This window comes from Tardiphaga sp. OK246 (assembly GCF_900188215.1).
Classification (GTDB): Bacteria; Pseudomonadota; Alphaproteobacteria; order Rhizobiales; family Xanthobacteraceae; genus Tardiphaga; species Tardiphaga robiniae.
The window spans coordinates 1,039,342-1,064,702 of sequence record NZ_FZOX01000002.1 but is presented as its reverse complement, the minus strand read 5'-3'; the positions used below and the strand labels follow the sequence as shown (position 1 = coordinate 1,064,702).

Genomic DNA, 25,361 nt, shown 5'->3' with positions numbered 1-25,361 from the left:
AATGGTTCTGCCGACGTTCTTCAAGCAATCGCCGTCGTTGACGCTGGCTGAAATAGCAGCGTCAACGAAGGCACGACTGGTCGACCCGACGCGGGCCGACCAGGTCGTGACTGGCGTAGCCTCGCTTGATGAGGCCGGCCCCCATCACCTGACCTTCTTCGAAAATCTTCGCTACATCGACCAGCTCACCCACACCAAGGCCGGTGCCTGCCTGGTGAGCGAGAGCTTCAAGGGCGATATTCCGGCTCACGTAACGGTGCTGCGCGCCAAGCGGCCATTTGCGGCCTTCGTGGAATTGGCGCGCGAACTGCACGCGGACACGCTGCGTCCGGTCTCCGGCTTTGACATTACTGGCATCGCCGCATCCGCCGTCATCCATCCCTCTGCTCAGCTCGAGGATGATGTTACGGTGGATCCGCTGGCCGTGATCGGCCCGGATGTGGAGATCGGTTCCGGCACCATCATCGGCTCTGGCGCGGTGATCGCCGCCGGAGTCAAGATCGGCCGCGACTGCAATATCGGCGCTGGCAGCACGCTGCAGTTCACACTGATCGGCAACAACGTACTCGTTCATCCCGGCTGCAAGTTCGGCCAGGACGGCTTCGGCTTCGTGTTCGGCCGGGACAAGCACATCAAGGTGCCGCAGACCGGCCGTGTCCTGATCCAGAACGACGTCGAGATCGGCGCCGGCACCACCATCGACCGCGGCAGCCTGCGCGATACCGTGATTGGCGAGGGGACCAAAATCGACAATCAGGTCCAGATCGGCCACAATGTGACAATTGGACGGCACTGTGTGATCGCTGCGAAATGTGGCCTTGCGGGCAGCCTGACCATCGGCGACAACGTCGCGCTGGGCGCCATGGTGGGCCTCAATAATCACATTACGATTGGCGATGGCGCGCAGGTCGCCGCAATGGCCGGAGTGAAAGACAGCATTCCGCCGCGCGCGCGGTGGGGTGGCATCTTTGCCCGGCCGACCAAGCAATGGTTCCGCGAGATCCTCGCGGTTGAGAAACTCGCCCGCGAGAGCATGCCGGGAACGGATGCGACGACGCAGGATACGAAAGACGAGGGGCGGGAATGAGCCAGGATTTACCAAGCGATGGCGCATCGCCGATCATCATCGAGACGGTCGACATCAACACCATCCTCAAGACCCTTCCGCATCGCTATCCGTTTCTTCTGATCGATCGTGTCGTCAACATCCGCAAGGACTTCAGCGGCATTGGTATCAAGAACGTCACGATCAACGAGCCGGCATTCCTCGGGCATTTCCCTGATCGCCCGGTCTATCCCGGCGTGTTGATGATCGAAGGCATGGCTCAGACAGCGGGCGTGATCGGCATCTCGTCCGTCGAAGGCACCGAGAAGCCGCGTGCGGTGTATTTCCTCACCATCGACAAGTGCAAGTTTCGTAAGCCGGTGATGCCTGGCGATACGATCGAATATCATCTGCACCTGATCGGCCGGAAAAAGGCGATGTGGTGGTTCCATGGCGACGCCAAGGTAAATGGCAAGGTCGTCGCCGAGGCCGATGTCGGTGCAATGCTGACAGACTGAGGCTACACCGCTCAGTCCGCGTCATTCGTCTAGAGCCTCGGTTCTGATAGAATCAGAACCGAGGCTCTAGCTTTTTGTTTAGGCGCGTTTTCTTGATGCGAACCGGTACCCACTTCGCTCGGAAACGCGCTAGCGCTGCCGAACACGCATCGTGACGACGCCGCCATGTACAGCCAGTTCTATCGAGCTCGGCGGGGTGGTGCCCTGGCGGAGCGTATAGACGATACTCACCGTCGATTGGCTCTGAGTCCCGATCTCGTGCACCGCTGGTGCGTCAGACGGATGCGATCTTTTACCCGTCGGATCGAGGAGAGATAGGCTCATCGACGAGCCATCGAGGCCCGGTAAGCCTGCGGGGCGCGTGATCACGATGTGCAATTCAAGCGCGCCGGTTTCGAGATTGAGCGCGGTATGCGCACCAATGAGTTTCTCAGTCGCCGACAAGCCAACCAAGGCCGGTGTTGGAGGAGTCTCTGCCACGGTCGTAGTCCCTTCTACCGTCCATCCTTTTGTTGCAAGGACGGCGCCGCCGGCTGACGTGTCGATCAGTTTTCCCTGGAATGAAAAATAGACGACGTATTTGGTCCCTCGCACCACGTTCTTGAACCCGGGCGCATCATACATCGAGAACTGGCATCCGTCCGCGCGTGCAGGGTCATAACGATCATACGGGTGCTGTGGACAGGTTCGATGTCCGTACGCCGTACAGCTGCCGGAGGGGCAGCCATCTTCCTGATATGCCGCTGGTAGCAGCACCACAGCTCCGCACAACACGAGGGCGACCACGCTGCCATTGGCCGTGTTCTGGCCCATGACATATTGGCGATATTCACCAGCCGAGCAGGTGCCGGTGAATGTGGCGGAACAGTTGAACGGAGCGTCGAAATTGGCGCCGTGAATCGCCGGTGCGAGATTCCCGGCCGGTGTGACAAAAGATGAATAGGCTACAGCCATGTGGACCTCTTGTGATGTCAGCATGTGAATTGGAGCGAATGGTTATGCGGTGCCGCCGCCCGCGGGCGGCGGCACCGATCTCGGCGCACATGGTGCAGATCCGGATCAGGATTTGGTGCGTGCCAGGACGCAGACCTTCGCCGAAGCCGATCGATCAGTAGTACTGAGGCGAGAAGGAGCCGTCGGGGTTCTGCGTGACCACAGCGCTGGTTTGCGCGCGACCCGTGAAGTTGACGTTGCCGGCTTTGGTCGAGGCTGCGGTGTAGTCGATGATCTGACCGGGCGTGTATGCGCCATCGGCGACATAGAAGTTGATCACAGGTGTCACGTTGAACGTGTCGTTCGGCTCTGCGATGAAAGTGGCAACCGGCGACGGGATGCTTGGAACGTTGCCTGGACGCGCCAGACCGAACAAGTATCCGTTGGATGCCGTGAAATCGTTGTTGGCGATAATCCTGTAAGAGCCGGTCATCGCGCCGCCCGGTGTAACGGTGCCGAACCCGATGGGCGTCGTTCCGGCGAAGGTGACGCTGTCCTGCAGAGTAACGTCGACCGCAGCAGCGCCGCTCTGGCCCATGGTTGTCCCTGGAGCGATGGGCATGGTTGCAGTCGCCCAGTAGGCGAAAGTCTCGTCGGTGTACTCAACCGTATCCGTTCCACCCGGGAGGATGCCGTTGAACGTCACCCACGCGTTACTGTAAACGACCGGCTGTCCGCCCGTCGATGTCACGGCGGGTGGTTGCATGAAGAGAACATAATTCTTCGCGAATCCAGAGTTGTTCAGAACCTTGATCGTGTACTTGGCCATGTTGCTGCTCCTGGCTGAATGGTGACTGGTCGGCGACAACAAGCGGCCTTGCGAAGCGAGGAAGCATTACGGCTTGCGTGATGTCGTGACGATGTCGTGGATAACAACCATAGCGTGTATCAACCATTGGTTGTGCGATATGGCTCCGATGGCGTATTGACGAAACCGAGCCGTCTCGTCGCATCGATCAGCTCGGCAAGACTGTGGACGTTCAGGCTACGCATCGCATTCTCGCGATGCTTGCGGACGGTGAGGGGGCTGATCCCGAGCTTGCGGGCAATCTGCTTACTGGTGAGGCCAACAGTAATGAGCCGCGCGACGTCGATTTCGCGCGGTCGCAGGACGGGTGGGCTGCCGATCAAAAAGACCGGTCGTGTCTTTCCCGCCGATCGGCGTGTTGCGATGTATCGCCATGGGCCGAAGACGTTTTGGCGAAGGCGGTGAGTTGCACCGTCGTTCCCAGCCGCATCTTGTGCAGGATGCTCGCGCGATGTTTGCGGACGGTGAACTCGGAAATGGCAAGGGCGCGCGCGATCTGTTTGCAGCTCATCGACTGGCCAACCAGCGACAATACTTCCTCCTCGCGATTGGTCAGACGCGCCATAAAAGGTCATTCCGTACTGGCTTATAAAGAACGTATCATGAACATCTCGAGTTCAGCAAGGTTCCAGTGGTGCTTGTCGGCACGGTACTGGACAGTCCACGTGACGCGGGTTACGCAGCGGAAAATCCTAGAAATCTGCAGGAACTGGACTTCTCGATGAGCAAGATCGATCCAACCGCCCGCGTCGCCGACGGTGCTGTCATTGGCGAGGGCGCCGAAATCGGACCCTTCTGCATCATCGGACCGCATGTCACGATCGGTGCAGGCACGAAGCTGCTGTCGCATATCAACGTGACGGCGCAGACGACCATCGGCGAGAATTGCACGATCTATCCGTTCGCCTCATTAGGCACGCCTCCGCAGTCGCTCAGCTACAAAGGCGAACTGACCCGGCTGACCATCGGCAATGGCTGTACCATCCGCGAGTCCGTGACCATGAATGCCGGTACTGTCGCCGGCGGTGGCATCACGTCAGTGGGCGATCGCGGCTACTTCATGAATTGCGCCCATGTCGGCCATGACTGCCATGTCGGCAACGACGTGATCTTCGCGACTTCGGCGACGCTTGGCGGCCATTGCGAGATCGGCGATTTCGTTTTCATGGGCGGGCTGTCGGCCGTGCACCAGTTCACCCGCATTGGCTCGCAGGTCATGGTCGGCGGCATCTGCGGCGTGCGCGGCGACATCATCCCGTTCGGGCTCGTGAATGGTCAATATGCAGCGCTGGAAGGCCTCAACATTATCGGCATGAAGCGCCGCAAGTTCACCAAGGAGCGCGTCGCCGCCGTGCGCTCGTTCTATCAAAAGCTGTTCCATGGCCCCGGCGTCTTTGCCGAGCGGCTCGAGCGCGTGCAGCCCTTGGCGAATGACGATCCGGCGATTGCAGAAATCCTGACATTCATCGCCGGCGCCAAACATCGCGCGCTGTGCTTGCCCGAGGATAGCAAGAGCAGTTCTTGAATTCGGGTATCGCGGGGCGAAGCATGACTGACCAGGCTCAAATACAGCACCCGCAATCGCATCCGCCGATAGGCTCGCCGTTCGGCATCATCGCCGGCGGCGGCTCGCTGCCCTTCGCTGTCGCGGACTCGCTGCAGGCGCGTGGCATCAAGCCTGTCGTGTTCGCGCTGAAGGGGTTCTGCGATCCGGCGCTGGTGGCGCGATTTCAGCACCACTGGATTCCCATCGGTCAGTTCGGTCGCTTGCTGAAGCTGATGCGCAGCGAAAATTGCCGGGATCTCACCTTCATCGGCACGCTTGTGCGGCCGGCAATCTCCGAGATCAGGCTGGACTGGGCAACGCTTCGCGTAATGCCGAAAGTGTTTCGCGCGTTTCGCGGTGGTGACGATCACTTGCTGACGAGTATCAGCCGCCTGTTCGAGCATGAAGGTTTTCGTCTGCTGGGGATCAAGGACGTCGCGTCCGATGTGCTGATGCCGGAAGGCAGCGTGACGCGTGCCGTACCGGATCAGGATGCTGAAGCCGATATCGCGCGTGGGCGCGACGTCCTGCGCGCCTTGAGCCCGTTCGATATCGGCCAGGCGACCGTGGTGATCGACGGCCATGTGGTGGGGATCGAGGATATCGAAGGCACCGATGGATTGCTGGCCCGCGTGGCGCTCTTGCGTGAGCAGGGACGTATTCGCGCCAAGGCAGGGCGGGGTGTACTGGTGAAGGCGCCGAAGAGCGGTCAGGATCTGCGTTTCGATCTGCCGACATTGGGACCGCGGACCATCGAGCGCGCTGCGGCCGCGAAGCTCGCCGGCATCGCCATCGTTGCAGGCAATACGATCGTCGCCGAACCGCAGCAGATGATTGTCGCCGCCGATGCCGCAGGTCTTTTCGTGACGGGACTTCCGACGTGACAAAGACGATCTATCTCATCGCCACCGAAGAATCCGGCGACCGTCTCGGCTCAGCGCTGATGAAGGTGCTGCGCCAGCGGTTCGGCGACGATGTGCGCTTCGAAGGCGTTGGTGGTTCGTCGATGGCACGCGAAGGGCTGCAGTCGCTGTTTCCCATCGAAGAGCTTTCCATCATCGGCCTTGCCGCCGTCCTACGGAAGTTGCCGTCGATCCTGAAGCTCATCACGCGCGCGACCGAGGACGTCTTGCGGGCCAGACCCGACGTGCTGGTCATCATCGACAGCCCGGACTTCACCCATCGCGTCGCCAAGCGTGTGCGCCAGCGCGATCCCTCCATTCCCGTCGTCAACTATGTGTCGCCAACGGTGTGGGCGTGGCGGCCGGGGCGCGCGAAGGCGATGCGCGCTTATGTCGACCATGTGCTGGCGCTGCTGCCGTTCGAGCCGGAGGCGCATCGGCGGCTCGGCGGACCGCCATGCACCTATGTCGGTCATCCCCTGATCGAGCAGATCGATGCGCTGCGTCCCAATGCGGAAGAGCAGGCGCGTCGCGAAACGAAGCCGCCGGTGCTGCTGGTGCTGCCGGGTAGCCGTCGCAGCGAGATCCGTCATCACATGGCAACGTTCGGCGCGACGCTCGAGCTGCTGCAAAAGCGGGGCACGCAATTCGAACTGATCCTGCCGACCATGCCGCATCTCGTCGAGGTCATCGCCGAAGCGCTCAAGGCGTGGCCGGTGCAGCCGCGGATCGTTGTGGGCGAAACAGAGAAGCGCGCGGCGTTCCGCATCGCGCATGCGGCCTTCGCCAAGTCGGGGACGGTGACACTGGAGCTTGCATTGTCGGGCGTGCCGATGGTCACCGCCTACAAGGCCGGCAGCGTCGAGGCCTGGATCATCCGCCGCCGCATCACCTCGTCGTCGGTGATCCTCGCCAATCTGGTGATCGGCGAGAACGTCATTCCGGAGTTCATCCAGGAAGACTGCACGCCGGAGAAGCTCGCGGCGTCGTTGCAAGAGGTGCTGGCAGACACACCGATGCGGCATCGTCAGATCGAAGCCCTGGCGCGGCTCGACGGGATCATGGCGACGGGCGCAGCGTCGCCGAGCGTCGGTGCGGCCAATGTCGTGCTGGCCACCATGCGGAAGAGTTGAAGGCATCAGTTCAGGAGATTGCAGCGTAACAAAAAACGGCGGATCTCGCGATCCGCCGTTTTGATTTCCGCACTCAGCGAAACGATATCTTAGGCGCGCTTGGCGATATCCACGTAGTCGCGACGGGCAGCACCCGTATAGAGCTGGCGCGGACGGCCGATCTTCTGCTGCGGATCGCCGATCATCTCGCTCCACTGGCTGATCCAGCCGACGGTGCGGGCAACCGCGAACAGCACGGTGAACATCGAGGTCGGGAAGCCCATCGCCTTCAGCGTGATGCCCGAATAGAAATCGACGTTCGGGTACAGCTTGCGGTCGATGAAGTACTGGTCCGACAGCGCGATCTTCTCGAGCTCCATCGCAACGGCGAGCATCTCGTCGCCACCGTGACCGGTTTCCTTGAGAACTTCGTGGCAGGCCTGCTGCATCAGCTTGGCACGCGGATCGTAGTTCTTGTAGACGCGATGACCGAAGCCCATCAGGCGGACGCTGGAATTCTTGTCCTTCACCTTGGCGATGAATTCCGGAATCTTGTCGACGGTGCCGATTTCGGCGAGCATCTGCAGCGCGGCTTCGTTGGCACCACCATGCGCCGGTCCCCACAGGCAGGCGATGCCGGCGGCGATGCAGGCGAACGGATTGGCGCCGGATGAGCCGGCGATGCGGACCGTCGAGGTCGATGCGTTCTGCTCATGGTCAGCGTGCAGCGTAAAGATTTTGTCCAGCGCTTTGGCGAGCACCGGATTGACCTTGTACTCCTCGCACGGCACGGCGAAGCACATCTTCATGAAGTTCGCCGCGAAATCGAGCGAATTGGTCGGATACACGAAGGGCTGACCGATCGTGTACTTGTAAGCCATCGCCGCGAGCGTCGGGATCTTGGCGATCATGCGGATCGACGCGATGTCGCGCTGCTTCGGATCGTTGATATCAGTTGAGTCGTGGTAGAAAGCGGCGAGGGCGCCAACCGACGCGACCATCACGGCCATCGGATGTGCGTCGCGGCGGAAGCCCTGGAAAAAGCGGCTCATCTGGTCGTGAACCATGGTGTGGTTCGTGACCAATGCGTCGAACTTTGCCTTCTGCGCCTTGGTCGGGAGTTCCCCGTACAGCAGCAGGTAGCAGGTCTCGAGAAAGTCGCCCTTCTCGGCGAGCTGCTCGATGGGGTAGCCGCGGTACTCGAGGATACCGGCATCGCCATCGATATAGGTGATCTTGGACTGGCAGCTGCCCGTCGAGGTGAAGCCGGGATCGTAGGTGAACATCCCGGACTGGGCGTAGAGCTTGCCGATGTCGATGACATCAGGGCCGACGGTCCCGCTGTGGATCGGCAGTTCGAAGCTCTTGCCGTCGACTGTCAGCGTTGCGGATTTGGTATTGGTTTTTGCGTCCATCGCGTGGTCCCCGATGAGATCGTTGAGGGGCCGGCAAGCCACCGACATTTCAGGAGAAATGGGGAGGCTAGCCGGGAATTCCAGAGCATTCGCCAGAATGCGTAGCGTATTGCTGTGTGCGCTGCAAGGCGGGCAAAAGCAGCCTACAGCTATGCTAAATAGATGCCTGATCGGCGAGCCGGTCCAGGCATTCCTGCCGTCCCAATACCGCCAGAACATCGAAAATGCCGGGCGATGTGGTCTTGCCGGTCAGCGCCACGCGAAGCGGTTGCGCAACCCCGCCAAGCTTGATGCCAGCTTCCTCGGCAAAGGCGCGGGTAGCGGCTTCGGCATTTGCTGCGGTCCAGTCGGTGACGGCTTCCAGTGCTGTGCGCAACTTGCCGATCAGCACACGGGTTTCCGGCGTCAGCGCGGCCTGCGCCTTCGGCTCCATCGCCAGTGGGCGATCGGCAAAGATGAAATTGGCGCCGTCGATCAGTTCGATCAGCGTCTTGGCGCGTTCCTTCAGGCCGGGCATGGCGCGCAACAGCTGGGCGCGCGTGGCGTCGTTGAGCTTCGCCTTCAGTTCGGGGCCGCCGGGCACGTAATTCAGCACGTCCTCGAACATGGTCACGAGGGATTGATCGTCGGTGTGACGGATGTAGTGACCGTTGAGATTTTCGAGCTTGGCGAAATCGAAGCGCGCGGCGGAACGGCCGATCCCCGACAGGTCGAAGGCGTCGATCATCTCCTGGGTCGAGAAGATTTCCTGATCGCCATGGCTCCAGCCGAGTCGCACCAGGTAATTCCGTAGAGCGGCCGGTACATAGCCCAGCGCGCGATAGGCTTCGACGCCGAGCGCACCGTGGCGCTTTGAGAGTTTCGAGCCATCGGGCCCGTGGATCAGCGGAATATGCGACATGCTGGGGACGGTCCAGCCGAGCGCGTCGTAGATCTGCTTCTGGCGCGCGGCGTTGATCAGATGGTCGTCACCGCGAATGACATGGGTCACGCCCATGTCATGGTCGTCCACCACCACGGCCAGCATGTAGGTCGGATTGCCGTCGCCACGCAGCAGCACGAGGTCGTCGAGATTCTCGTTCTGCCAGACCACGCGGCCCTGTACCTGATCCTCGATCACGGTCTCACCGGTGAGCGGCGCCTTTAGGCGGATCGTCGGTTTGACGTCGGGGTGGGGCTCGGATGGATCGCGATCGCGCCAGAGCCCGTTATAGAGCTTGGACTTGCCCTCGGCGCGGGCGGTCTCGCGCATCTGCCGCAGCTCCTCGGCCGAGGCATAGCAGTAATACGCCTTGCCCTCGGCCAGCAGCTGTTCGGCGACTTCGCGGTGCCGGCCGGCACGGGCAAACTGGAAGACGGTGTCGCCATCCCATTCGATGCCCAGCCACTTCAACCCGTCGATAATGGCGTCGATCGCGGCATCCGTTGAACGCTCGCGATCCGTATCCTCGATCCGCAGCAGCATCTTGCCGCCGGTCTTCTTGGCATAGAGCCAGTTGAACAGCGCGGTGCGTCCACCGCCGATATGGAGGAAGCCGGTCGGCGAGGGGGCGAAACGGGTAACGACGGGAGTGGTCATATCAGCGGGTTCGATCGAGTTCGGTGTGAGTGTTGGCGGGCGTTTATCACAACGACAGGGCGCTGTCTCACGGCGAATAAACGCGGATTTGGGGCCGGAACCGCATCGGAAAAGGCCCTTTCGCGGGACCCGGCCCCTGATCCGGCCTTGGCGCGGCCTTCCGGATTTGGCACATAGGGCACAGCTTGAAAGGCAGAAAATGACAGACGAATCGGTATCCGACGCAGGCCGTGACTTCATCCGCGACATCGTTGCGGCGGACCTGCAATCCGGTAAGCATAAGAGCGTGGTGACGCGCTTTCCGCCGGAGCCCAACGGCTACCTGCATCTCGGTCATGCCAAGTCTATCTGCCTGAATTTCGGCGTTGCCGAGGAATTCGGCGGCCACTGCAACCTGCGTTTCGACGACACCAATCCGACCAAGGAAGAGCAGGAATATATCGACGCCATCCAGCGCGACGTCCGCTGGCTCGGCTTCGACTGGGGCGAGGGCAACCTGCACTACGCCTCGGACTATTTCGAGCAGCTCTATGACTGGGCGGTACACCTGATCCGCGCCGGCAAGGCCTATGTCGATGACCAGTCGCAGGAAGAAATCCGCTTTAAGCGTGGCACCCTGACGGAGCCTGGCCAGAACAGCCCGTTCCGCGACCGTTCGGTTGATGAGAACCTGGATCTGTTCGCGCGGATGCGCGCCGGCGAATTCCCGAACGGCGCCCGCGTGCTGCGCGCCAAGATCGACATGTCGTCGGGCAACATCAACCTGCGCGATCCCGTGATCTATCGCATCCTGCATGCGCATCATCCGCGCACGGGCACCGCTTGGAGCATCTATCCGAGCTACGACTTCGCGCACGGCCAGTCGGATGCCATCGAACACGTAACGCATTCGATCTGTACGCTCGAATTCGAGGATCACCGGCCGCTTTACGACTGGTGCCTGGAAAACCTGCCGGTGCCATCGCGGCCGCATCAGTATGAATTCGCGCGCCTCAACATGACCTACACGCTGCTGTCGAAGCGCGTGCTGACCGAACTTGTCCGCGGTGGCCATGTCACGGGCTGGGACGATCCACGGATGCCGACGCTGGCCGGCCTGCAGCGCCGCGGCATTCCTGCCGAAGCACTGCGCGAATTCGTCAAGCGCATCGGCGTCGCCAAGGCCAACTCGACCGTCGATATCTCGATGTTCGATTTCGCCGTGCGCGAGACACTGAATCGCACGGCGCAGCGCCGCATGGCGGTGCTGAAGCCGCTGAAGGTGGTGATCGAGAACTACCCGGAAGGACAGACCGAGCAGCTCGAAGCCATCAACCATCCCGATGATGCGTCGCTCGGCAACCGGCAGATTTCATTCGGCCGCGAGCTTTACATCGAGCATGACGACTTCATGGAAGAGCCGCCGAAGAAGTTCTTCCGCATGGCGCCAGGCCGCGAGGTCCGCTTGCGTTATGGCTACTTCATCACCTGCAAGGACGTCATCAAGAATGCCGCTGGCGAGGTGGTCGAACTGCGCTGCACCTATGATCCGGAAACCCGGGGCGGCAATGCGCCGGACGGCCGCAAGGTCAAGGCGACGATCCATTGGGTGAGCGCTGCAGATGCCGTGCAGGCGGAAGTGCGCGTCTACAATCAGCTGTTCGCCGATCCGCAGCCCAATGCGACCGAGTTCGCATCGCAGCTCAATCCGGACTCGCTGGAGAAGCTGACCGGCGCCATGCTTGAGCCGGCGCTGGCGAGCGACAACACAAGCGATGTCGTGCAGTTCGAGCGCCAGGGTTATTTCTGTCGCGACAAGGATTCAGCGCCGGGCAAGCTGGTCTTCAACCGTACCGTCGGTCTGCGCGATAGCTACGCCAAGCTCGCCTGAGCAACCCCAGGGATTAATTTTCGTATTCTGCATCCGTTCCGCTAGTCGCCGCTTGCCCTTCCGATAGCATTCGGAAGGACAAGCGTGGCGTGCGGGCGTTCGATGGCGCAGGGCGGGGATCAGCAACAGCGGCGGGGCCGATCCGGCACGGCGACCACATGGCCGCCGGCCACGGCAGGCGTCGCTGCCCCGTCAGCGACGTCGTCGACGTCGGGCTTCGGGACGCTCTGGACGTGGGTGCGGGCCGAAGCTGGTCCCGGTCGCTTGCTGCCCTGGGTGCCGATCGCTTTCGGCACCGGCATCGCGCTGTATTTTGCCGCTGAGCATGAGCCGGTGGCCTGGGTTGCCGCTGCGACGGCTGGCCTTCTTTGCATGGCTGCGTTTTTGCTGCGGCGACAACGATGGTTTTCCTTGATCTTGCTTATTGCGGCCATCGCGGCCGGCTTTGCGATGGCTGCCTTGAAAACCGCGCGTGTGGCTCATGAGGTTCTGGCGAAGCCGCTCTATTCCGTCGCGCTGACCGGCTTCGTCGAAACGCATGAGGAACGGGAGCGCACGGATCGCTTCGTGCTGCGCGTTGCCACGATGGACAGCCCGCGCGCCGCACCGAAGCTCACTCGTGTGCGGCTGTCGGTGAAGAAGGGCACGGCACCTGCCGTCGGCAGCTTCGTCGAATTGAAGGCAAGGCTGCAGCCGCCGCTGTCGCCGCTCCGGCCGGGCAGCTACGACTTCGGCCGCGATCTGTATTTTCAAGGGATCGGCGCATCTGGCTTCGTGATGGGCGGCATCAAGGCAGTCGATCCGCCGATACAGCCGAGTGTGGCACTACGCTATTCGGCGACCATGCAGGGGCTACGCGACGCCATCGACGCGCGGATCCGCACCGTGCTCTCGGGCGATAGCCGCGCCATTGCCACGGCGCTGCTCACGGGCCGCCGCGATGCGATTTCGGCTGACGTCAATGATGCGATGTTCATCTCCGGCCTCGGTCATGTGTTGTCGATTTCTGGCTATCACATGGCCGTGGTCGCCGGCGTGGTGTTCTTTGCGATACGCGCACTGCTGGCACTGATCCCTGTCCTGACAGTGACGTTCCCGATCAGGAAAGTCGCAGCGGCTGCGGCGTTATTCGCAGCACTGTTCTATCTGCTGTTGTCAGGTGCTGAAGTCGCGACGCAGAGATCGTTTTTCATGACGGCCGTCGTGCTGATTGCAGTCATGGTCGATCGCCGGGCGGTGACGTTCCGCACGCTGGCGGTGGCGGCGATGGTCGTGCTGATCGTCGCGCCCGATGCGCTGGTTCACCCGAGTTTCCAGATGTCTTTCGCCGCGACGCTGGGGCTCGTTGCATTGGTGCAGATCGGCATGCCCGCGCTGTTTGCCTCGCCCGATCATTCCGCGACAGCGCGCGTGGCGCTATGGGGCGGACGCGAGATCGCGATGCTCGTGCTGGCCTCGCTGGTCGCGGGCCTTGCCACCACGCCCTATGCCGCATTTCATTTCCATCGCGTCACGCCTTATGGCGTCGTCGCCAATCTCCTGGCGATGCCAGTGGTCTCAGCGCTGGTGATGCCGGCGGGTATTCTTGGTTTGGTGGCCATGCCGTTCGGCTTTGACGGTGTGTTCTGGCGGCTGATGGATGTCGGCATCCAGTGGATGATCGTGGTCACGCAATGGGTGGCGGCCTTGCCCGGCGCCATCGGCCGGATGCCGGCCTTCGGCACCGGACCGCTGATATCAGCCAGTATCGGCATCATCGTGCTCGGATTGCTGCGCACGCCGTTGCGCTTCGCGGGGGCTGGCGTGCTGGTGCTCTCGATTGTATGGGCATTGCTGGTGAAGCAGCCGGATGTGCTGATCTCGGGTGATGGTCGCAGCGTCGCGGTACGGGGCAGGGATGGGCATCTCCACGTGATGCGCAGCGCCAAGGATACATTTTTGCTGAAAGAGTGGCTTGCCGGCGATGCCGATGCACGCCTGCCGACCGATGCCTCAGTCGGCCACGGCGTGTCCTGCGACCGCGACGGGTGCATCACGGCGCTGGCCGATGGCGCTTTGGTGGCGCTGGTTTTACAGCCGGATGCCTTCACAGATGATTGCGAGAAAGCGGCGCTCATCGTCACGACGAAACAACCGCCGAGGGATTGCAGGGCGCTGGTGATCGATCAAGATCGCTTGCAACGAAATGGTGCGGTGAGCCTGCAGCGAACCGCGAACGGCTTTACCATCGATGCCGTGCGACCGCGGGGTCTGGACCGTCCGTGGTCGCGCGCCATTCCTGATGAGCCCCAGCACGATCTGATCCCGAACAGTCGTACGCCACAAAATCGGCCGGTGGATGCGACGCCGGCGGAAACCGATCTTCAACCCGAAGATCAGTAGTCCGCCGAGGCGATAGCCTCAGTAACGCCGATACAGACCAATCAGCTTGCCCTGAATGCGCACCCGGTTAGGCGGCAGGATGCGAACTTCGTAAGCGTCGTTCGCTGGCTCTAGCGCGATCGACGCGCCGCGGCGGCGGAAGCGCTTCAACGTGGCTTCCTCGTCGTCAATCAGGGCCACCACGATGTCGCCGGTGTCGGCGCTTTCGTTGCGCTGGATCAGCACCGTGTCGCCATCGAGAATGCCGGCGTCCTGCATGGAATCGCCGCGCACTTCGAGCGCGTAATGTTCGCCGGAGCCGAGCATGTCGGCGGGCATGCTGATGGTGTGGCTGCGGGTCTGCAGCGCCTCGATCGGCGTACCTGCCGCGATCCGGCCCATGACCGGGATAGCAACCGTGCGGCCATTGTCATCATCGCCGCTGTTGCTGGCGATGCTGGCGGCCGAACGCACCTTGCCAAGCGTGCCTTCGATGACGCTGGGCGTGAAGCCGCGGCGCCCGGTGCCGCCGGTGACCGGCGCGCCGAGCTCTGGCAGCTTGATGACTTCGATGGCACGGGCGCGGTTGGGCAGACGGCGTATGAAGCCGCGTTCTTCCAGCGCCGTGATCAGACGATGGATGCCGGACTTCGAGCGCAGGTCGAGCGCATCCTTCATCTCGTCGAAGGAGGGCGGGACGCCGGCTTCCTTCAGCCGTTGATCGATGAATCGCAGGAGTTCGTATTGTTTGCGCGTGAGCATCTGAAGCCATCCTCAGTTGACGGTGTCGGCCGCCGCGTGCGTTTCAAAGGGCCTTCGAACGGTGAGCCTCAATCCTGAGACGATCGTTCGAAGATCGGTTGCGCGAGTTCGGGCACTCTCAAACTACTCAAAGCCACAGAATCTCGAAACAAATCATGAACGAACACTATATGTTCCATATGTGTTCTGCAATGCTTAATTTGCCGTCAACAGAATGCGCGTTGAGGGAGGTTTGAGGAGGCTGTTCCTACCAGTCGTCGACCCTCGAGGGACATGGAAAATGCTTCCGCGGTCGCTTGGGCTACGCGGACGTCATGCGCCCAACGGGCGGCGGGGGAGTCGTGGAGCCGGTGGCCAGCGAGCGCTGAACCATGATCGTGTCGGCCCAGCGGCCGGAGCGATAAGCGACGCCGGGCAGCAAGCCGACGCGCGCAAAGCCAAAGCTCTCATGCAAGCCGAGCGAGGCCGTGTTGTCGGCATCGATATAGCCGATGATCTGCCGAAAGCCGGCCGCCGCGCAGACATCGATCAACTCGCGCATCAACAGCCGGCCGATGCCTCGGCCGACATGCCCGTGGTGGATATAGATCGAATGCTTGACCGTGTAGCGATAGGCCGGTCGCTTGCGGAACAGCACCACATAGGCGTAGCCGACGACCTCGCCGCCTTGCGTGGCGACGAGGTGCGGGAACCGTTTGCTGCGCAGGTTCTTGCGCCGGTCTCTGAGATCGTCGGGCTGCGGCGTGTCGGCGTCGCTGACGCCTTCCTCGACGCCTTGCCGGATGTGCCGGCGATAGATCGCCAGCATGGCATCGACGTCGGTGTCGCGTGATGGTCGGATGACGACCGGCTGTTCGAGTTCCGTTGGCAAATCAGGCTCCTTACGTGCTCCCTATTCGGAGACCACGTAAGTGTAAAGTCGGATCCGGCCATTGGCGTCGACCTTGCGGTAGATGCCCTGGATTTCGACGTCGAAGCCCGGGAACGTGTTGAAGCAGGTCTCGAACATCCGGAGATAGTCGATCATCGGCTTTGACCGTTCGGTGAGCCGTTCTCCGGGAACGATCGTGGCGATGCCGGGCGGGTAGACCACGAACGGCGTCGTCGCGACGCGCCCGAATATCTCATCGATCGGGAGGTAATCGACGTCGTTGCGCACCAGACAGCGCGCGGCATCATGGGGTGACATGGCAATCTCCGGCAGATGGTCGGCGGAGAATTGCCTGGTCTGAAGTTCGCTCACATTGGCCTCGCGGAAGAACCGGTGCATGTCGCCGCACAGATCCCGCAGGCGTATGCCCGCATAACGCGCCGGCCTGCGCCTGGAGAATTCCGGGATAACGTCTTCCAGCAGCGCGTTGTCGTCATGAAACTTCTTGAAGGCGACAAGGCCCGATATCAGCGTGCCGGCCTTGCTGGCTTCCACGCCGGGCGTCAGCAGGAAGAGCAGCGAGTTGAGATCGTTCTTCTCCGGCACGATGCGATTTTCGCGCAGGAACTGCGCGACCACGGGCGCGGGGATGCCGTGTTCCGCATAGCCGCCGGTGGTGCGGTCGAAGCCGGGTGTCAGTACCGTCAGCTTGTTGGGATCGGTCATGGTGAAACCGGCTTCCATGCCGGGGAAGCCATGCCAAGCGGCGTCAGGCGCGAGCTGCCAATAAGCCGGATTGGTGGCCAGCTGGTCAGTGCCGATGCTTTCCCAAGGCACATTGTGAACAGCGCCTTCGCTGGCTGCGTCGGGAATCGCGACGCGCTCGGGCACGAAGGGTTCGAAGAACCAGCGGCGCTCAGTGCGGGTTTCCTTCTCCTCGAATTCGCGGCGGACGGCGCGCATCTTCTTGCGCAGTTCGATGCCGAGGCGGATCGTATCGTCCCACAACACTTCGCCGGAGCGGCCCTTCATCATCTGCGCGCCGACATCCAATGATGCGAACAGCGGATAGAACGGCGAGGTCGAGGCGTGCTGCATGAAGCTTTCGTTGAAGCGCCGATGCTCGACGCGGCGTTTCTGGCCGCGGATATGACGATCCTTCATGTGGATCTGCGACGCCTGCGAGAAGCTCGCGAGCTGCTTGTGGGTCGACTGCGTCGCGATGATGCCCGGCGAATCCGGGCCGAGCTCTTTGAGCCCCATGGCGAAGCGACCGGCATAGAGCGGGTGGAATTTCATGAAACCCGCCCAGGCTTCGTCGAACAGGATGTAATCGCAGAGATGGCCGATGCGCGCGATGATCATCTCGGCGCTGTAGATGGTGCCGTCATAGGTGCACTGTTCGACCACGGCGACGCGGAACGGGCGCGGACGTTTCCAGGCCTCGGGATCCGTGACGAGCGGATTGATACGGATGCGCTCGCGCAGCGCGTCCTCGTCGAGCGCGTCCCAGTTCATCGGGCCGATCAGGCCCCAGGGATTGCGCGTCGTTGGCACATAGATCGGCACACCGCCTGAAATCATCAATGCGCCGTGCAAAGCCGCCTTGTGGTTGTTGCGATCGAACAGCACGAGGTCGCCATCGGTAACCAGAGCCGATAGCGCGACCTTGTTGGAGGTCGAGGTGCCGTTGAGCACGAAGTAGGTCTTCTCCGCGCCAAAAATCTGCGCGGCTTCCTTCTGCGCCTGCAAAGCAGGGCCCTCATGAGTTAGCAGGTCGCCGAGATCGAGCACCGAATTGTCGAGGTCGTCGCGAAACACGGCTTCGCCGAGATGTTCCATGAACACCCGCCCGATCGGGCTGCGGCTGTAGAACACGCCGCCATTGTGGCCCGGGCAGGTCCAGAGCTGGTTGCCTTCCTCGGCATAGTCGACCAAAGCGCCGAAGAACGGCGTCTTCAGCGTCTCGGCATATTGCTTCAACCGGCTGATGAGATTCTTGGCGATGAAGGGTGGGGTTTCCTCGGACAGGAAGACATAGCCGTCGATGAAATCGAGCACTTCGACCGGGACGTCTTCAAACCGCTTGCGACGGATCAGCAGGATGATGGGGAAGTCGAGGCCCCGTTTGCGCATCAGGTTGATCAGCGCCGCGGTCTTGCCTTCGAGGCCCTTCTTGCCCCAGTCGACCACCATGCAGCCGATGGCCGCGTCGGTCTGGACTGCGATCGTGGCGTCTTCGAGCTTGCGTGCCTTGACGACTTCGAAGCCGGAACGCTCGATCTCATCGACGATCTGATTGAGCCGAATGCCCTCGAGATCGTCGGCGTCGAATGTTGGCATCGCAAACAGGAAATTGAAGCGTTTGAAATAGTCCATTTGTGCACCGATCTTGTTTCGCAGCGATGTCTCGCTGCGTTACGTGACAATTCAGTGACTGAAGCCGCGTTAAGGTATCTCAGTCAGAAAAAAGCTCAGAGAACATGCCGCGCGGCGGAAGTTCCGGTGGCCCGGCATCCCATCGCGCATCTCGGCCTTTAAACAGGCAGTCGCATGATCGCGCAGGAATCGCCAGCGGCGGCGGCGGGAGCGAATGGCGTGCGGATCAGAAGTCCTTCGGCAACAGCCAGATTTCCTAGCAGCGACGAGTCCTGCTTGATGACCGGCGTCGCCACCACGGTGCCGTCGGCGCGGGTTTCCAGGCGCGTGCGCAGATAGTCCTCGCGCTGGTCGTTGGCGGCGAGGTCGCGGCCGAGCACCGCGGGTTCGAGCGCGTGAGCGACCTCGTTTCGGCCGGACAGCGCGCGCAGCAGCGGCACCATGAACAGGAAGCCGCAGACATAGGACGAGACGGGATTGCCGGGCAGGCCGATGACCCGCATGCTCTGGCGGCGTCCGTGCATCATCGGCTTGCCGGGCCGCATCGCGATGCGCCAGAACGCCATCTCGACGCCGGCATTGATCAGGGATTGCTGCACGAGGTCGTGGTCGCCGACCGACGCGCCGCCGGTGGTGATCAGCACGTCCGCCTTCAGATCGATCGCGCGCTGAATGGCCGATGTGGTCGCCTCCAGCGTGTCGACAGCGATACCGAGATCGATCACCTCGGCGCCTTCGGCACGGGCCAGTGCACGTAGCGCGAAGCCATTGGAGAGCACGATCTGGCCGGGGCCGGGGACCGCACCGGGCATTACCAGTTCGTCGCCGGTGGCGAGCACGGCAACGACCGGCCGTCGCCGCACGGGCAGTGACGGATGGTTCATCCCGGCAGCAAGCGCCAGGTCGCGATCTGTAAGGCGGGTGCCGGCGCGCAGCAGCACATCGCCTTCGTTGAAATCGACGCCGGCCGGGCGGATATGCTTGCCGGAAATTGCAGCTTCGTTGATCCCGACGATATCGCTATCGCGCGTAGTATCTTCCTGGATCACGACGGCGTCGGCGCCGGCGGGCAGCACGCCGCCGGTGAAAATTCGCAGGGCTTCACCGGTCTGCAGCGGGCGGTCGAACGGCTTGCCTGCGGCGATCTCGCCGATGACGCGGAGCTTGGCGCCCAGTGTCGCATCGGCGGCGCGCACAGCATAGCCGTCCATCGCTGACATGGGCTCCGGTGGCTGGGTGCGCAGCGAAGCGATGTCGCGGGCGAGCACGCGGTGGAAAGCGTCTTCCAGCGGCACCATCTCCTCAGGCAGCGCATCGGCGCCCGCGAGAATCGCGGCCATGGCATCGGTAACCGGCATCAGGGCCATCGCGGGGATCTCCGGCAGTGTGGGCGCCCGTCATAGCGGAGAGCGGGAGCGGACGCAAAACCAGCGGCGCTTTGGCAGGGCAGGCAAACACGGTAGACATCGGCGATCATGACCGACAACCACGCCGCAACCGACGATGAAGCGCCTGTCTGGCGGGCGGATGTCGATGCGCTGGCATTCCGGCCGTCCGGCCATCGCGGGCTGTGCATGGTGCACCGTCACGCGTTCCGGACGCTGCTCCGGCGCTGCCCGTCGCCGGAGGACTGCGCAGCCTATTTCCGCGACCACAGAGACGTGTTCCAGGCGGCGGCCGGCGCCAAGCTGGTGCGTGCGCCGGTGGCGGCAGATGCGAATTTTCATCTGACCAGCCGCGATCTCGCCCGCGCGATGTAAAATTAACGGTCGCGCCGCCGGTGCAACTCGGCTAAATTGGCCGTCTATTTCGCGAGGATTCCGATGCAACAGACCCAGACCGCCCAGATCTCCGCCGTCACCACTGACGTCAATGTCGTCGTGCAGGCCGTTCTGGCCATGGCGCTCGGTCTGTTCATCGTCGGCGTGGTCGGCTTCTCGCATATCAGCGCCGTCCACAATGCGGCCCATGACACGCGCCACGCCAACGCATTCCCCTGCCACTGAGACATGTCCGTCTTCAGGTCGATCGTCTTCTCGGCAGCGCTGGCTGGCGTGATCACTGGCGCTGCCATCACCGGCGCCCAGATGGTCGGGACCATTCCCCTGATCCAGAAAAGCGAAGTTTATGAGCGCAAGGCGGAAGCTCCGGCTGCTGTTGCGCCGACGGCTGCCGCGCAGCCCGCCCATACGCACGACCATGGCGCCGCCGCCCATAGCCATGAGGCCGAATGGGAGCCCACCGAGGGCTTGCAACGCAATGCCTTCACCACCGGCGCCAATATCCTGACGGCCATCGGCTTCGCGTTGCTACTGGCCGGCATCTTCGCGCTGCGTGGCCGGGCCGTGAGCTGGCGGGAAGGGCTGTTCTGGGGTCTCGGCGGTTTCGTCGTCTTCACGGCGGCGCCCGGCCTCGGCCTGCCGCCGGAGCTGCCTGGAATGCCTGTCGCCGACCTCACACTGCGCCAGACCTGGTGGATCGGCACCGCCTGCGCCACCGCGGCGGGGCTCGGCCTGCTGGTCTTCCGCAAGGCGTCATGGGCTGCCATTTTAGGCCTCGGCCTGATCATCCTGCCGCATCTGATCGGCGCTCCACAGGCGCCCGCTGGTCATACGGATGTCCCCGAAGCGCTGTCGCACAGTTTCGTCGTTGCAGCGGTCCTGACCAGCCTGCTGTTCTGGGCACTGCTCGGCGTCCTCACCAGCATCGCCTTCCAGCGCATCTCGCGGACCTAAAGCCCGAGTGCCTTGAGCGCCTCGGCGACCGATGTCGGCGAGGTGACGTGGACGGCCTGCAACCCGCAAGCACGGGCGGCCTCGATATTGTCGGCAAGATCGTCGAAGAACACGATGCGGTCGGCGGGGATGCCGATTTCCGTGATGACGTGCTCATAGGATTTTGCATCGGGCTTGCGAAGCCCGATCGAGGACGACAGAAACACCCTGCGGAAGTGACTGAGCAGATCGGCATGGTGTTCCGAGAAATGCGTGACATGCGCGACATTGGTGTTTGAGAACGCGTAGAGCGGCCAGCGCTTCGAGGCATGCGCGAGGAGTTCGGCGATGCCCGGCATCTCCCCGACGAAGATCGCATTCCAGCCTTCGAGAAATTGTGCCGGCGTCAGATCGATACCGAGCGTGTCGTGCAGATGCGCAAAGAATGCGTCGTCGGAAATCTCGCCGCGCTCGTGTCGCATATAGACGTCGCCGCGCGCAAACCGGCTCACGATGTCGTCCGGTGTACACTGCGCGTAGTCCGACCAGACCTTCAGCACGCGCGTGAAATCGATATCCAGCACGACGCGGCCAAGATCAAACAGCAGGGCGTCTGCGGAATTTGGCGTAAGCGACATCGTCATCTGTATCTTTTGGCTCAACGATTGAACATGTGCGGCGCAGGTTAGCGGATGATGGCAGAAAATCCTTGCCTCCGCGTGACAAACCGTCCCGATATTTCTGTTGCCTAGGCAACTAATTCGTGAGAGCCTTTCCAAAGAGGGCGCTACCTAGAGCAGTCAACTGCCGGGCCCTGCAGGGAGAGAAACGATGGTGGACCGCTTGTGCGGGACAGCGATTGATGACGCGCGAGTAACGCGTGATGGCCTAGCCGGTTACCGCGCCGAGATTGCCGTGAATGCGTCGCAGCAAGTCGATCAGCACTTCGCGTTCGCTTTCATCCAGGCAGGACAGCAGCTTTCGCTCGCGTTCCAGTGCGGTCACGATGACTGCGTCATGGGTCGTGCGACCCTTCGTGGTCAGCGTAATCGAATGGGTGCGCGCGTCGTCCGGGTCGGCATTGATGGCGACCAGCCCGCGCTCTTCCAGCATGGCAAGCGTGCGGCTGACCGGTCCCTTGTCGAAGCCGATGACGTGGCAGATGCGCGAGGCGGGAATGCCGGGCTCGATCGCCAGCAGCGACATGATGCGCCACTCGGTGACATTCACGCCAAAGCGCTTCTGATAGAGCGCGGTCGCGTTGCGCGAGAGCTTGTTCGCAATGAAGGTGATGAAGGCCGGCACATAGCGCTCAAGATCGAGCAACTGCCCGCCTTTGGACGCGGGCGCTCTCGCGGCAACAGTCCTGACATTGACCTTTGTCACTTTCGCCTTGGCGGGCTTTCGAACCGTTTTTCCCGATCCATTCTTGCTCATGCACCACGATCCTGCCTGCCAGCATGACGTCGTCGAAATCGGCGAGATCACGTGGTCCTGAGGAATAGAGACACGCAGCCGCAATTGCCAACAAGAAAATATGGGAGATTCACATGGTTGCCACGGTCACGACGGCCCACACCCCGCCGGTGCTGTCCTTCGGCGGAGCCCTGCCGAACGACGCATCGTCTCAGCCCGTCGTCCACCTCGACGTCGATCCCTTCGCCATGGATTTCTTCGCCGATCCGCATCCCACCCACGAGGTGCTGCGTGAGGCGGGACCGTTGGTGTATCTCGACAAATGGAACGTCTACGCGGTCGCGCGCTATGCTGAAGTTCATGCGGTCCTGAACGATCCCGCGACGTTCTGCTCGAGCCGCGGCGTGGGTCTCAGCGACTTTGCCAGGGAGAAACCGTGGCGCCCGCCGAGCCTCATTCTCGAAGCCGACCCGCCGGCACATACGCGCACGCGCGCGGTACTCAACAAGGTCCTGTCGCCCGCGGTGATGAAGCAGCTGCGTGATGGCTTTGCCGCGGCGGCCGATGCCAAGGTCGACGAACTGCTGGAGCGGCGCAGTTTCGACGCGGTCGCGGATCTTGCCGAAGCCTATCCACTATCGGTATTCCCCGATGCGATGGGACTGCAGAAGGAGGGCCGCGAAAACCTGCTGCCTTATGCCGGTCTTGTCTTCAACGCCTTCGGCCCGCCGAACCAGCTGCGCCAGGACGCCATCGAACGCTCTGCGCCGCATCAGGCCTATGTCGCCGCGCAATGCCAGCGCGACAATCTCGCGCCCGGCGGTTTCGGCGCCTGCATCCATGCGCGGGTCGACACCGGCGACATCACCGCCGACGAGGCGCCGCTGCTGGTGCGCTCATTGCTGTCGGCAGGGCTGGACACGACGGTGAACGGTATCGGCGCTGCCGTTTATTGCCTGGCGCGCTACCCGCAAGAATTCGCGCGGCTGCGCAGCGACCTGTCGCTGGCGCGCAATGCTTTCGAGGAGGCCGTGCGTTACGAAAGCCCGGTGCAGACCTTCTTCCGCACCACGACGCGCGACGTCGAGATCAGCGGTTGTCGTGTCGGTGAGGGCGAGAAGGTGCTGATGTTCCTGGCCGCCGCCAACCGCGATCCGCGCCGGTGGGCCGATCCCGAACGCTACGACATCACCCGCAAGACGTCCGGCCATGTCGGATTCGGCTCCGGCGTCCACATGTGCGTCGGGCAGCTCGTGGCGCGGCTTGAAGGTGAGGTCATGCTCTCCGCACTGGCGCGCAAGGTCGCATCCATAGAGATCAATGGCGAGGTCAAGCGCCGTTACAACAACACGCTGCGCGGGCTCGAAAGCCTGCCGGTCACCTTCACGCCTGCCTGAGGATTCCATGCCGAGCATTACGTTCATTCATCACGACACTCGTGCCGAGACAGTCAGCGCCAATGACGGCGATAGCGCCATGTATACGGCGCTGCTGCATGGCATCGACGGCATTACGGGCGAATGCGGCGGAGGCGCGGTTTGCGCCACCTGCCACGTCTATGTCGACGACAACTGGCTAGGCAAAGTTGGCACAGTCGGTGCCGACGAGGATGAGTTGCTGGAGGGTGTCGCCAGCGAGCGGCTGCCGAACAGCCGGCTGTCGTGCCAGATCAAGATCACCGAGGCGCTCGATGGCCTCGTGCTCCGGCTGCCGGAGCGACAGGTGTAATTCGCAAGCAAGACCGCGACCGGCAACGTCCGGACCCGCGTAATCAAGGTCAGAGGGGAAGACGACAATGAAGGGCTTCAAGACAGTTTTGGCTGCTGCGGCATCCTGCGTGATGGCGACGGCAGTCCAGGCGCAGGTGTCCGACGATGTGGTGCGGGTCGGTGTGCTCAACGACATTTCCGGCGTGTTCCAGGACACCAACGGCATGGGCTCGGTGGAAGCCGCGCGGATGGCCGCTGAGGATTTCAACGGCGGCGGCAAGAATATCAAGGTCGAGATCGTCTATGCCGACCATCAGAACAAGGCGGATGTCGGCTCCGCCATCGCGCGCAAATGGCTCGATGTCGAAAAGGTCGATGCCATCGTCGACGTACCGAATTCGTCGGTCGGTCTCGCCATCAACAATATCGCCCGCAACACCAGAATGACGTTCCTGGCCTCATCCACCGCGACGTCGGACCTCACGGGTAAGGACTGTTCGCCGAACACGATCCAGTGGGTCAACGACGCATGGGCCACCGGCAACACCACCGCGGCAGCGATGATGCAGCGGGGCGGTGACGACTGGTACTTTCTCACGGTGAATTACGCGCTGGGGCAGGGCATCGAGGCCGAAGCCACCAATTACATCACGAAGAACGGCGGCAAGGTGCTGGGGTCATCGAAGCACCCGCTCGGCACCTCCGATTTCGCCTCGCTATTGCTGCAGGCGCAGAGCTCCAAGGCCAAGGTGATCGGTCTTGCCAATGCCGGCGCGGATGCCATCAATGCGGTCAAGCAAGCTGGTGAGTTCGGCATGCAGGATGGCCCGCAGAAGCTGGTCGCATTCCTGATCTTCATCAATGACGTTCACGGCATGGGCCTGAAGACCGCGCAGGGCCTGTTGCTGACGGAATCCTTCTACTGGGACATGGATGACGACACCCGCGCCTTTGGCAAACGCTTTGCGGCGCGGCCGGGCATGAACGGCAAGATGCCGAGCGCCAATCAGGCGGGTGTCTATGCCTCCACGCTGGCCTATCTCAATGCCGTGGCCGCCAAGGGCAGCGACGATGCCAGTGCCGTCGTACCGCAGATGAAGACCTTCAAGGGCAAGGACAAGCTGTTCGGTGAGGTCACAATCCGCGCCGATGGCCGTGTCATTCACCCGATCTATCTGTTCGAGATCAAGAAGCCGGCAGAGTCGAAGGGGCCGTATGACTATTACAAGCTGCTCTCGACCATCCCTGCCGAAAAGGCGTTCCGGCCGATGGCCGAGGGTGGTTGTCCGATGATCAAGTAGCCTGTCGCGCATCGATACCGGCAACATCAGTCGTTGCCGGTATCGATGTGGGGCCGGTTG

Annotated in this window: 25 protein-coding genes; 13 read left to right on the top strand and 12 right to left on the bottom strand. The window is 62.2% G+C overall.

All coding sequences use genetic code 11. The annotated features are described in order from the left end of the window. Nucleotide 1: 1 nt before the first annotated feature. Entirely contained in the window at nucleotides 2–1,087 is a 1,086-nt protein-coding gene (lpxD, locus tag CHC01_RS12430; RefSeq protein ID WP_089264543.1) for a UDP-3-O-(3-hydroxymyristoyl)glucosamine N-acyltransferase, read from the top strand. Then, entirely contained in the window at nucleotides 1,084–1,563 is a 480-nt protein-coding gene (gene fabZ, locus CHC01_RS12425) for a 3-hydroxyacyl-ACP dehydratase FabZ (protein ID WP_068730861.1), read from the top strand. The genes lpxD and fabZ overlap by 4 nt, the downstream gene beginning before the upstream one ends. 129 nt (nucleotides 1,564–1,692) lie before the next feature. Here the strand turns inward: fabZ and CHC01_RS12420 are convergent, their stop codons facing one another. The 4 genes from CHC01_RS12420 to CHC01_RS33045 all read right to left on the bottom strand — a co-directional run bounded on the left by CHC01_RS12420 (nucleotide 1,693) and on the right by CHC01_RS33045 (nucleotide 3,929). After that, complete coding sequence (locus CHC01_RS12420; RefSeq protein WP_089264542.1) at nucleotides 1,693–2,517, bottom strand: hypothetical protein; 825 nt, start codon at nucleotides 2,515–2,517, stop codon at nucleotides 1,693–1,695. Nucleotides 2,518–2,671: 154 nt separating this feature from the next. Then, nucleotides 2,672–3,325: a RhiA family protein gene (locus CHC01_RS12415; RefSeq protein WP_089264541.1), complete on the bottom strand. Its 654-nt coding sequence runs from the start codon at nucleotides 3,323–3,325 to the stop codon at nucleotides 2,672–2,674. A 119-nt stretch (nucleotides 3,326–3,444) separates the two neighbouring features. Continuing rightward, a complete protein-coding gene (locus tag CHC01_RS33050; protein WP_244558315.1) occupies nucleotides 3,445–3,687 on the bottom strand; it encodes a response regulator transcription factor in 243 nt (80 codons plus the stop codon). Beyond that, nucleotides 3,684–3,929, bottom strand: a complete 246-nt coding sequence (locus CHC01_RS33045; RefSeq protein ID WP_089264540.1) for a response regulator transcription factor — start codon at nucleotides 3,927–3,929, stop codon at nucleotides 3,684–3,686. The genes CHC01_RS33050 and CHC01_RS33045 overlap by 4 nt, the downstream gene beginning before the upstream one ends. 156 nt (nucleotides 3,930–4,085) lie before the next feature. Between CHC01_RS33045 and lpxA the strand changes: the two genes are divergently transcribed. Genes lpxA through lpxB form a run of 3 tightly spaced genes read left to right on the top strand, consistent with a single transcriptional unit; the run spans nucleotide 4,086 to nucleotide 6,945 of the window. After that, nucleotides 4,086–4,889, top strand: coding sequence for an acyl-ACP--UDP-N-acetylglucosamine O-acyltransferase (gene lpxA / locus CHC01_RS12400; protein ID WP_089264539.1), 804 nt, complete (start codon nucleotides 4,086–4,088; stop codon nucleotides 4,887–4,889). A 23-nt stretch (nucleotides 4,890–4,912) separates the two neighbouring features. After that, nucleotides 4,913–5,794 carry an LpxI family protein gene (locus CHC01_RS12395; RefSeq protein WP_089264538.1) on the top strand — a complete coding sequence of 294 codons (882 nt, stop codon included), beginning with the start codon at nucleotides 4,913–4,915 and terminating at the stop codon, nucleotides 5,792–5,794. Continuing rightward, a complete protein-coding gene (lpxB, locus tag CHC01_RS12390) occupies nucleotides 5,791–6,945 on the top strand; it encodes a lipid-A-disaccharide synthase (RefSeq protein ID WP_089264537.1) in 1,155 nt (384 codons plus the stop codon). Before CHC01_RS12395 ends, lpxB begins: the two co-directional genes overlap by 4 nt. A gap of 89 nt (nucleotides 6,946–7,034) precedes the next feature. Here the strand turns inward: lpxB and gltA are convergent, their stop codons facing one another. Both gltA and gltX read right to left on the bottom strand, forming a co-directional pair. Then, complete coding sequence (gene gltA / locus CHC01_RS12385) at nucleotides 7,035–8,339, bottom strand: citrate synthase (protein ID WP_089264726.1); 1,305 nt, start codon at nucleotides 8,337–8,339, stop codon at nucleotides 7,035–7,037. 154 nt (nucleotides 8,340–8,493) lie between these two features. Next, entirely contained in the window at nucleotides 8,494–9,918 is a 1,425-nt protein-coding gene (gene gltX / locus CHC01_RS12380) for a glutamate--tRNA ligase (protein ID WP_089264536.1), read from the bottom strand. Nucleotides 9,919–10,117: 199 nt separating this feature from the next. On the opposite strand from gltX, the gene CHC01_RS12375 reads away from it, so the two are divergent. Both CHC01_RS12375 and CHC01_RS12370 read left to right on the top strand, forming a co-directional pair. Further along, nucleotides 10,118–11,788: a glutamine--tRNA ligase/YqeY domain fusion protein gene (locus CHC01_RS12375; protein ID WP_089264535.1), complete on the top strand. Its 1,671-nt coding sequence runs from the start codon at nucleotides 10,118–10,120 to the stop codon at nucleotides 11,786–11,788. Nucleotides 11,789–11,890: 102 nt separating this feature from the next. Then, a complete protein-coding gene (locus tag CHC01_RS12370; RefSeq protein ID WP_089264534.1) occupies nucleotides 11,891–14,170 on the top strand; it encodes a ComEC/Rec2 family competence protein in 2,280 nt (759 codons plus the stop codon). Between the two features lie 18 nt (nucleotides 14,171–14,188). On the opposite strand, the gene lexA is transcribed toward CHC01_RS12370, so the two are convergent. The 4 genes from lexA to CHC01_RS12350 all read right to left on the bottom strand — a co-directional run bounded on the left by lexA (nucleotide 14,189) and on the right by CHC01_RS12350 (nucleotide 19,528). Next, a complete protein-coding gene (gene lexA / locus CHC01_RS12365) occupies nucleotides 14,189–14,911 on the bottom strand; it encodes a transcriptional repressor LexA (RefSeq protein WP_068730850.1) in 723 nt (240 codons plus the stop codon). 301 nt (nucleotides 14,912–15,212) lie between these two features. After that, on the bottom strand, nucleotides 15,213–15,782 hold the full coding sequence (locus tag CHC01_RS12360) for a GNAT family N-acetyltransferase (RefSeq protein WP_283805451.1): 570 nt from the start codon (nucleotides 15,780–15,782) through the stop codon (nucleotides 15,213–15,215). A 21-nt stretch (nucleotides 15,783–15,803) separates the two neighbouring features. Beyond that, nucleotides 15,804–18,161, bottom strand: a complete 2,358-nt coding sequence (locus CHC01_RS12355) for an Orn/Lys/Arg family decarboxylase (RefSeq protein ID WP_089264532.1) — start codon at nucleotides 18,159–18,161, stop codon at nucleotides 15,804–15,806. Nucleotides 18,162–18,319: 158 nt separating this feature from the next. Continuing rightward, the gene (locus CHC01_RS12350) at nucleotides 18,320–19,528 is read right to left on the bottom strand and encodes a molybdopterin molybdotransferase MoeA (protein ID WP_089264531.1); all 1,209 of its coding nucleotides are present in this window, start codon (nucleotides 19,526–19,528) and stop codon (nucleotides 18,320–18,322) included. Nucleotides 19,529–19,636: 108 nt separating this feature from the next. On the opposite strand from CHC01_RS12350, the gene CHC01_RS12345 reads away from it, so the two are divergent. The 3 genes from CHC01_RS12345 to CHC01_RS12335 all read left to right on the top strand — a co-directional run bounded on the left by CHC01_RS12345 (nucleotide 19,637) and on the right by CHC01_RS12335 (nucleotide 20,896). After that, the gene (locus tag CHC01_RS12345; RefSeq protein ID WP_089264530.1) at nucleotides 19,637–19,921 is read left to right on the top strand and encodes a hypothetical protein; all 285 of its coding nucleotides are present in this window, start codon (nucleotides 19,637–19,639) and stop codon (nucleotides 19,919–19,921) included. Between the two features lie 63 nt (nucleotides 19,922–19,984). Next, nucleotides 19,985–20,167 carry a CbtB domain-containing protein gene (locus tag CHC01_RS12340; RefSeq protein ID WP_089264725.1) on the top strand — a complete coding sequence of 61 codons (183 nt, stop codon included), beginning with the start codon at nucleotides 19,985–19,987 and terminating at the stop codon, nucleotides 20,165–20,167. A gap of 3 nt (nucleotides 20,168–20,170) precedes the next feature. Then, nucleotides 20,171–20,896 carry a CbtA family protein gene (locus tag CHC01_RS12335; protein ID WP_089264529.1) on the top strand — a complete coding sequence of 242 codons (726 nt, stop codon included), beginning with the start codon at nucleotides 20,171–20,173 and terminating at the stop codon, nucleotides 20,894–20,896. Here the strand turns inward: CHC01_RS12335 and CHC01_RS12330 are convergent. Both CHC01_RS12330 and CHC01_RS12325 read right to left on the bottom strand, forming a co-directional pair. Continuing rightward, nucleotides 20,893–21,519, bottom strand: a complete 627-nt coding sequence (locus CHC01_RS12330) for an HAD-IA family hydrolase (RefSeq protein WP_089264528.1) — start codon at nucleotides 21,517–21,519, stop codon at nucleotides 20,893–20,895. The two genes, CHC01_RS12335 and CHC01_RS12330, sit on opposite strands and share 4 nt — an antisense overlap. Nucleotides 21,520–21,763: 244 nt before the next feature. After that, nucleotides 21,764–22,312 (bottom strand): MarR family winged helix-turn-helix transcriptional regulator, encoded by a 549-nt coding sequence (locus tag CHC01_RS12325; RefSeq protein ID WP_089264527.1) that lies wholly within the window; start codon nucleotides 22,310–22,312, stop codon nucleotides 21,764–21,766. A 227-nt stretch (nucleotides 22,313–22,539) separates the two neighbouring features. Here CHC01_RS12325 and CHC01_RS12320 point away from each other — a divergent pair, with 227 nt between their 5' ends. From CHC01_RS12320 to CHC01_RS12310, 3 genes are all read left to right on the top strand, one after another. Further along, the gene (locus CHC01_RS12320; protein ID WP_244558341.1) at nucleotides 22,540–23,688 is read left to right on the top strand and encodes a cytochrome P450; all 1,149 of its coding nucleotides are present in this window, start codon (nucleotides 22,540–22,542) and stop codon (nucleotides 23,686–23,688) included. Between the two features lie 7 nt (nucleotides 23,689–23,695). Further along, nucleotides 23,696–24,019 (top strand): 2Fe-2S iron-sulfur cluster-binding protein, encoded by a 324-nt coding sequence (locus CHC01_RS12315; protein ID WP_089264525.1) that lies wholly within the window; start codon nucleotides 23,696–23,698, stop codon nucleotides 24,017–24,019. 67 nt (nucleotides 24,020–24,086) lie between these two features. Then, the gene (locus tag CHC01_RS12310; protein WP_089264524.1) at nucleotides 24,087–25,301 is read left to right on the top strand and encodes an ABC transporter substrate-binding protein; all 1,215 of its coding nucleotides are present in this window, start codon (nucleotides 24,087–24,089) and stop codon (nucleotides 25,299–25,301) included. Nucleotides 25,302–25,361: the final 60 nt, after the last annotated feature.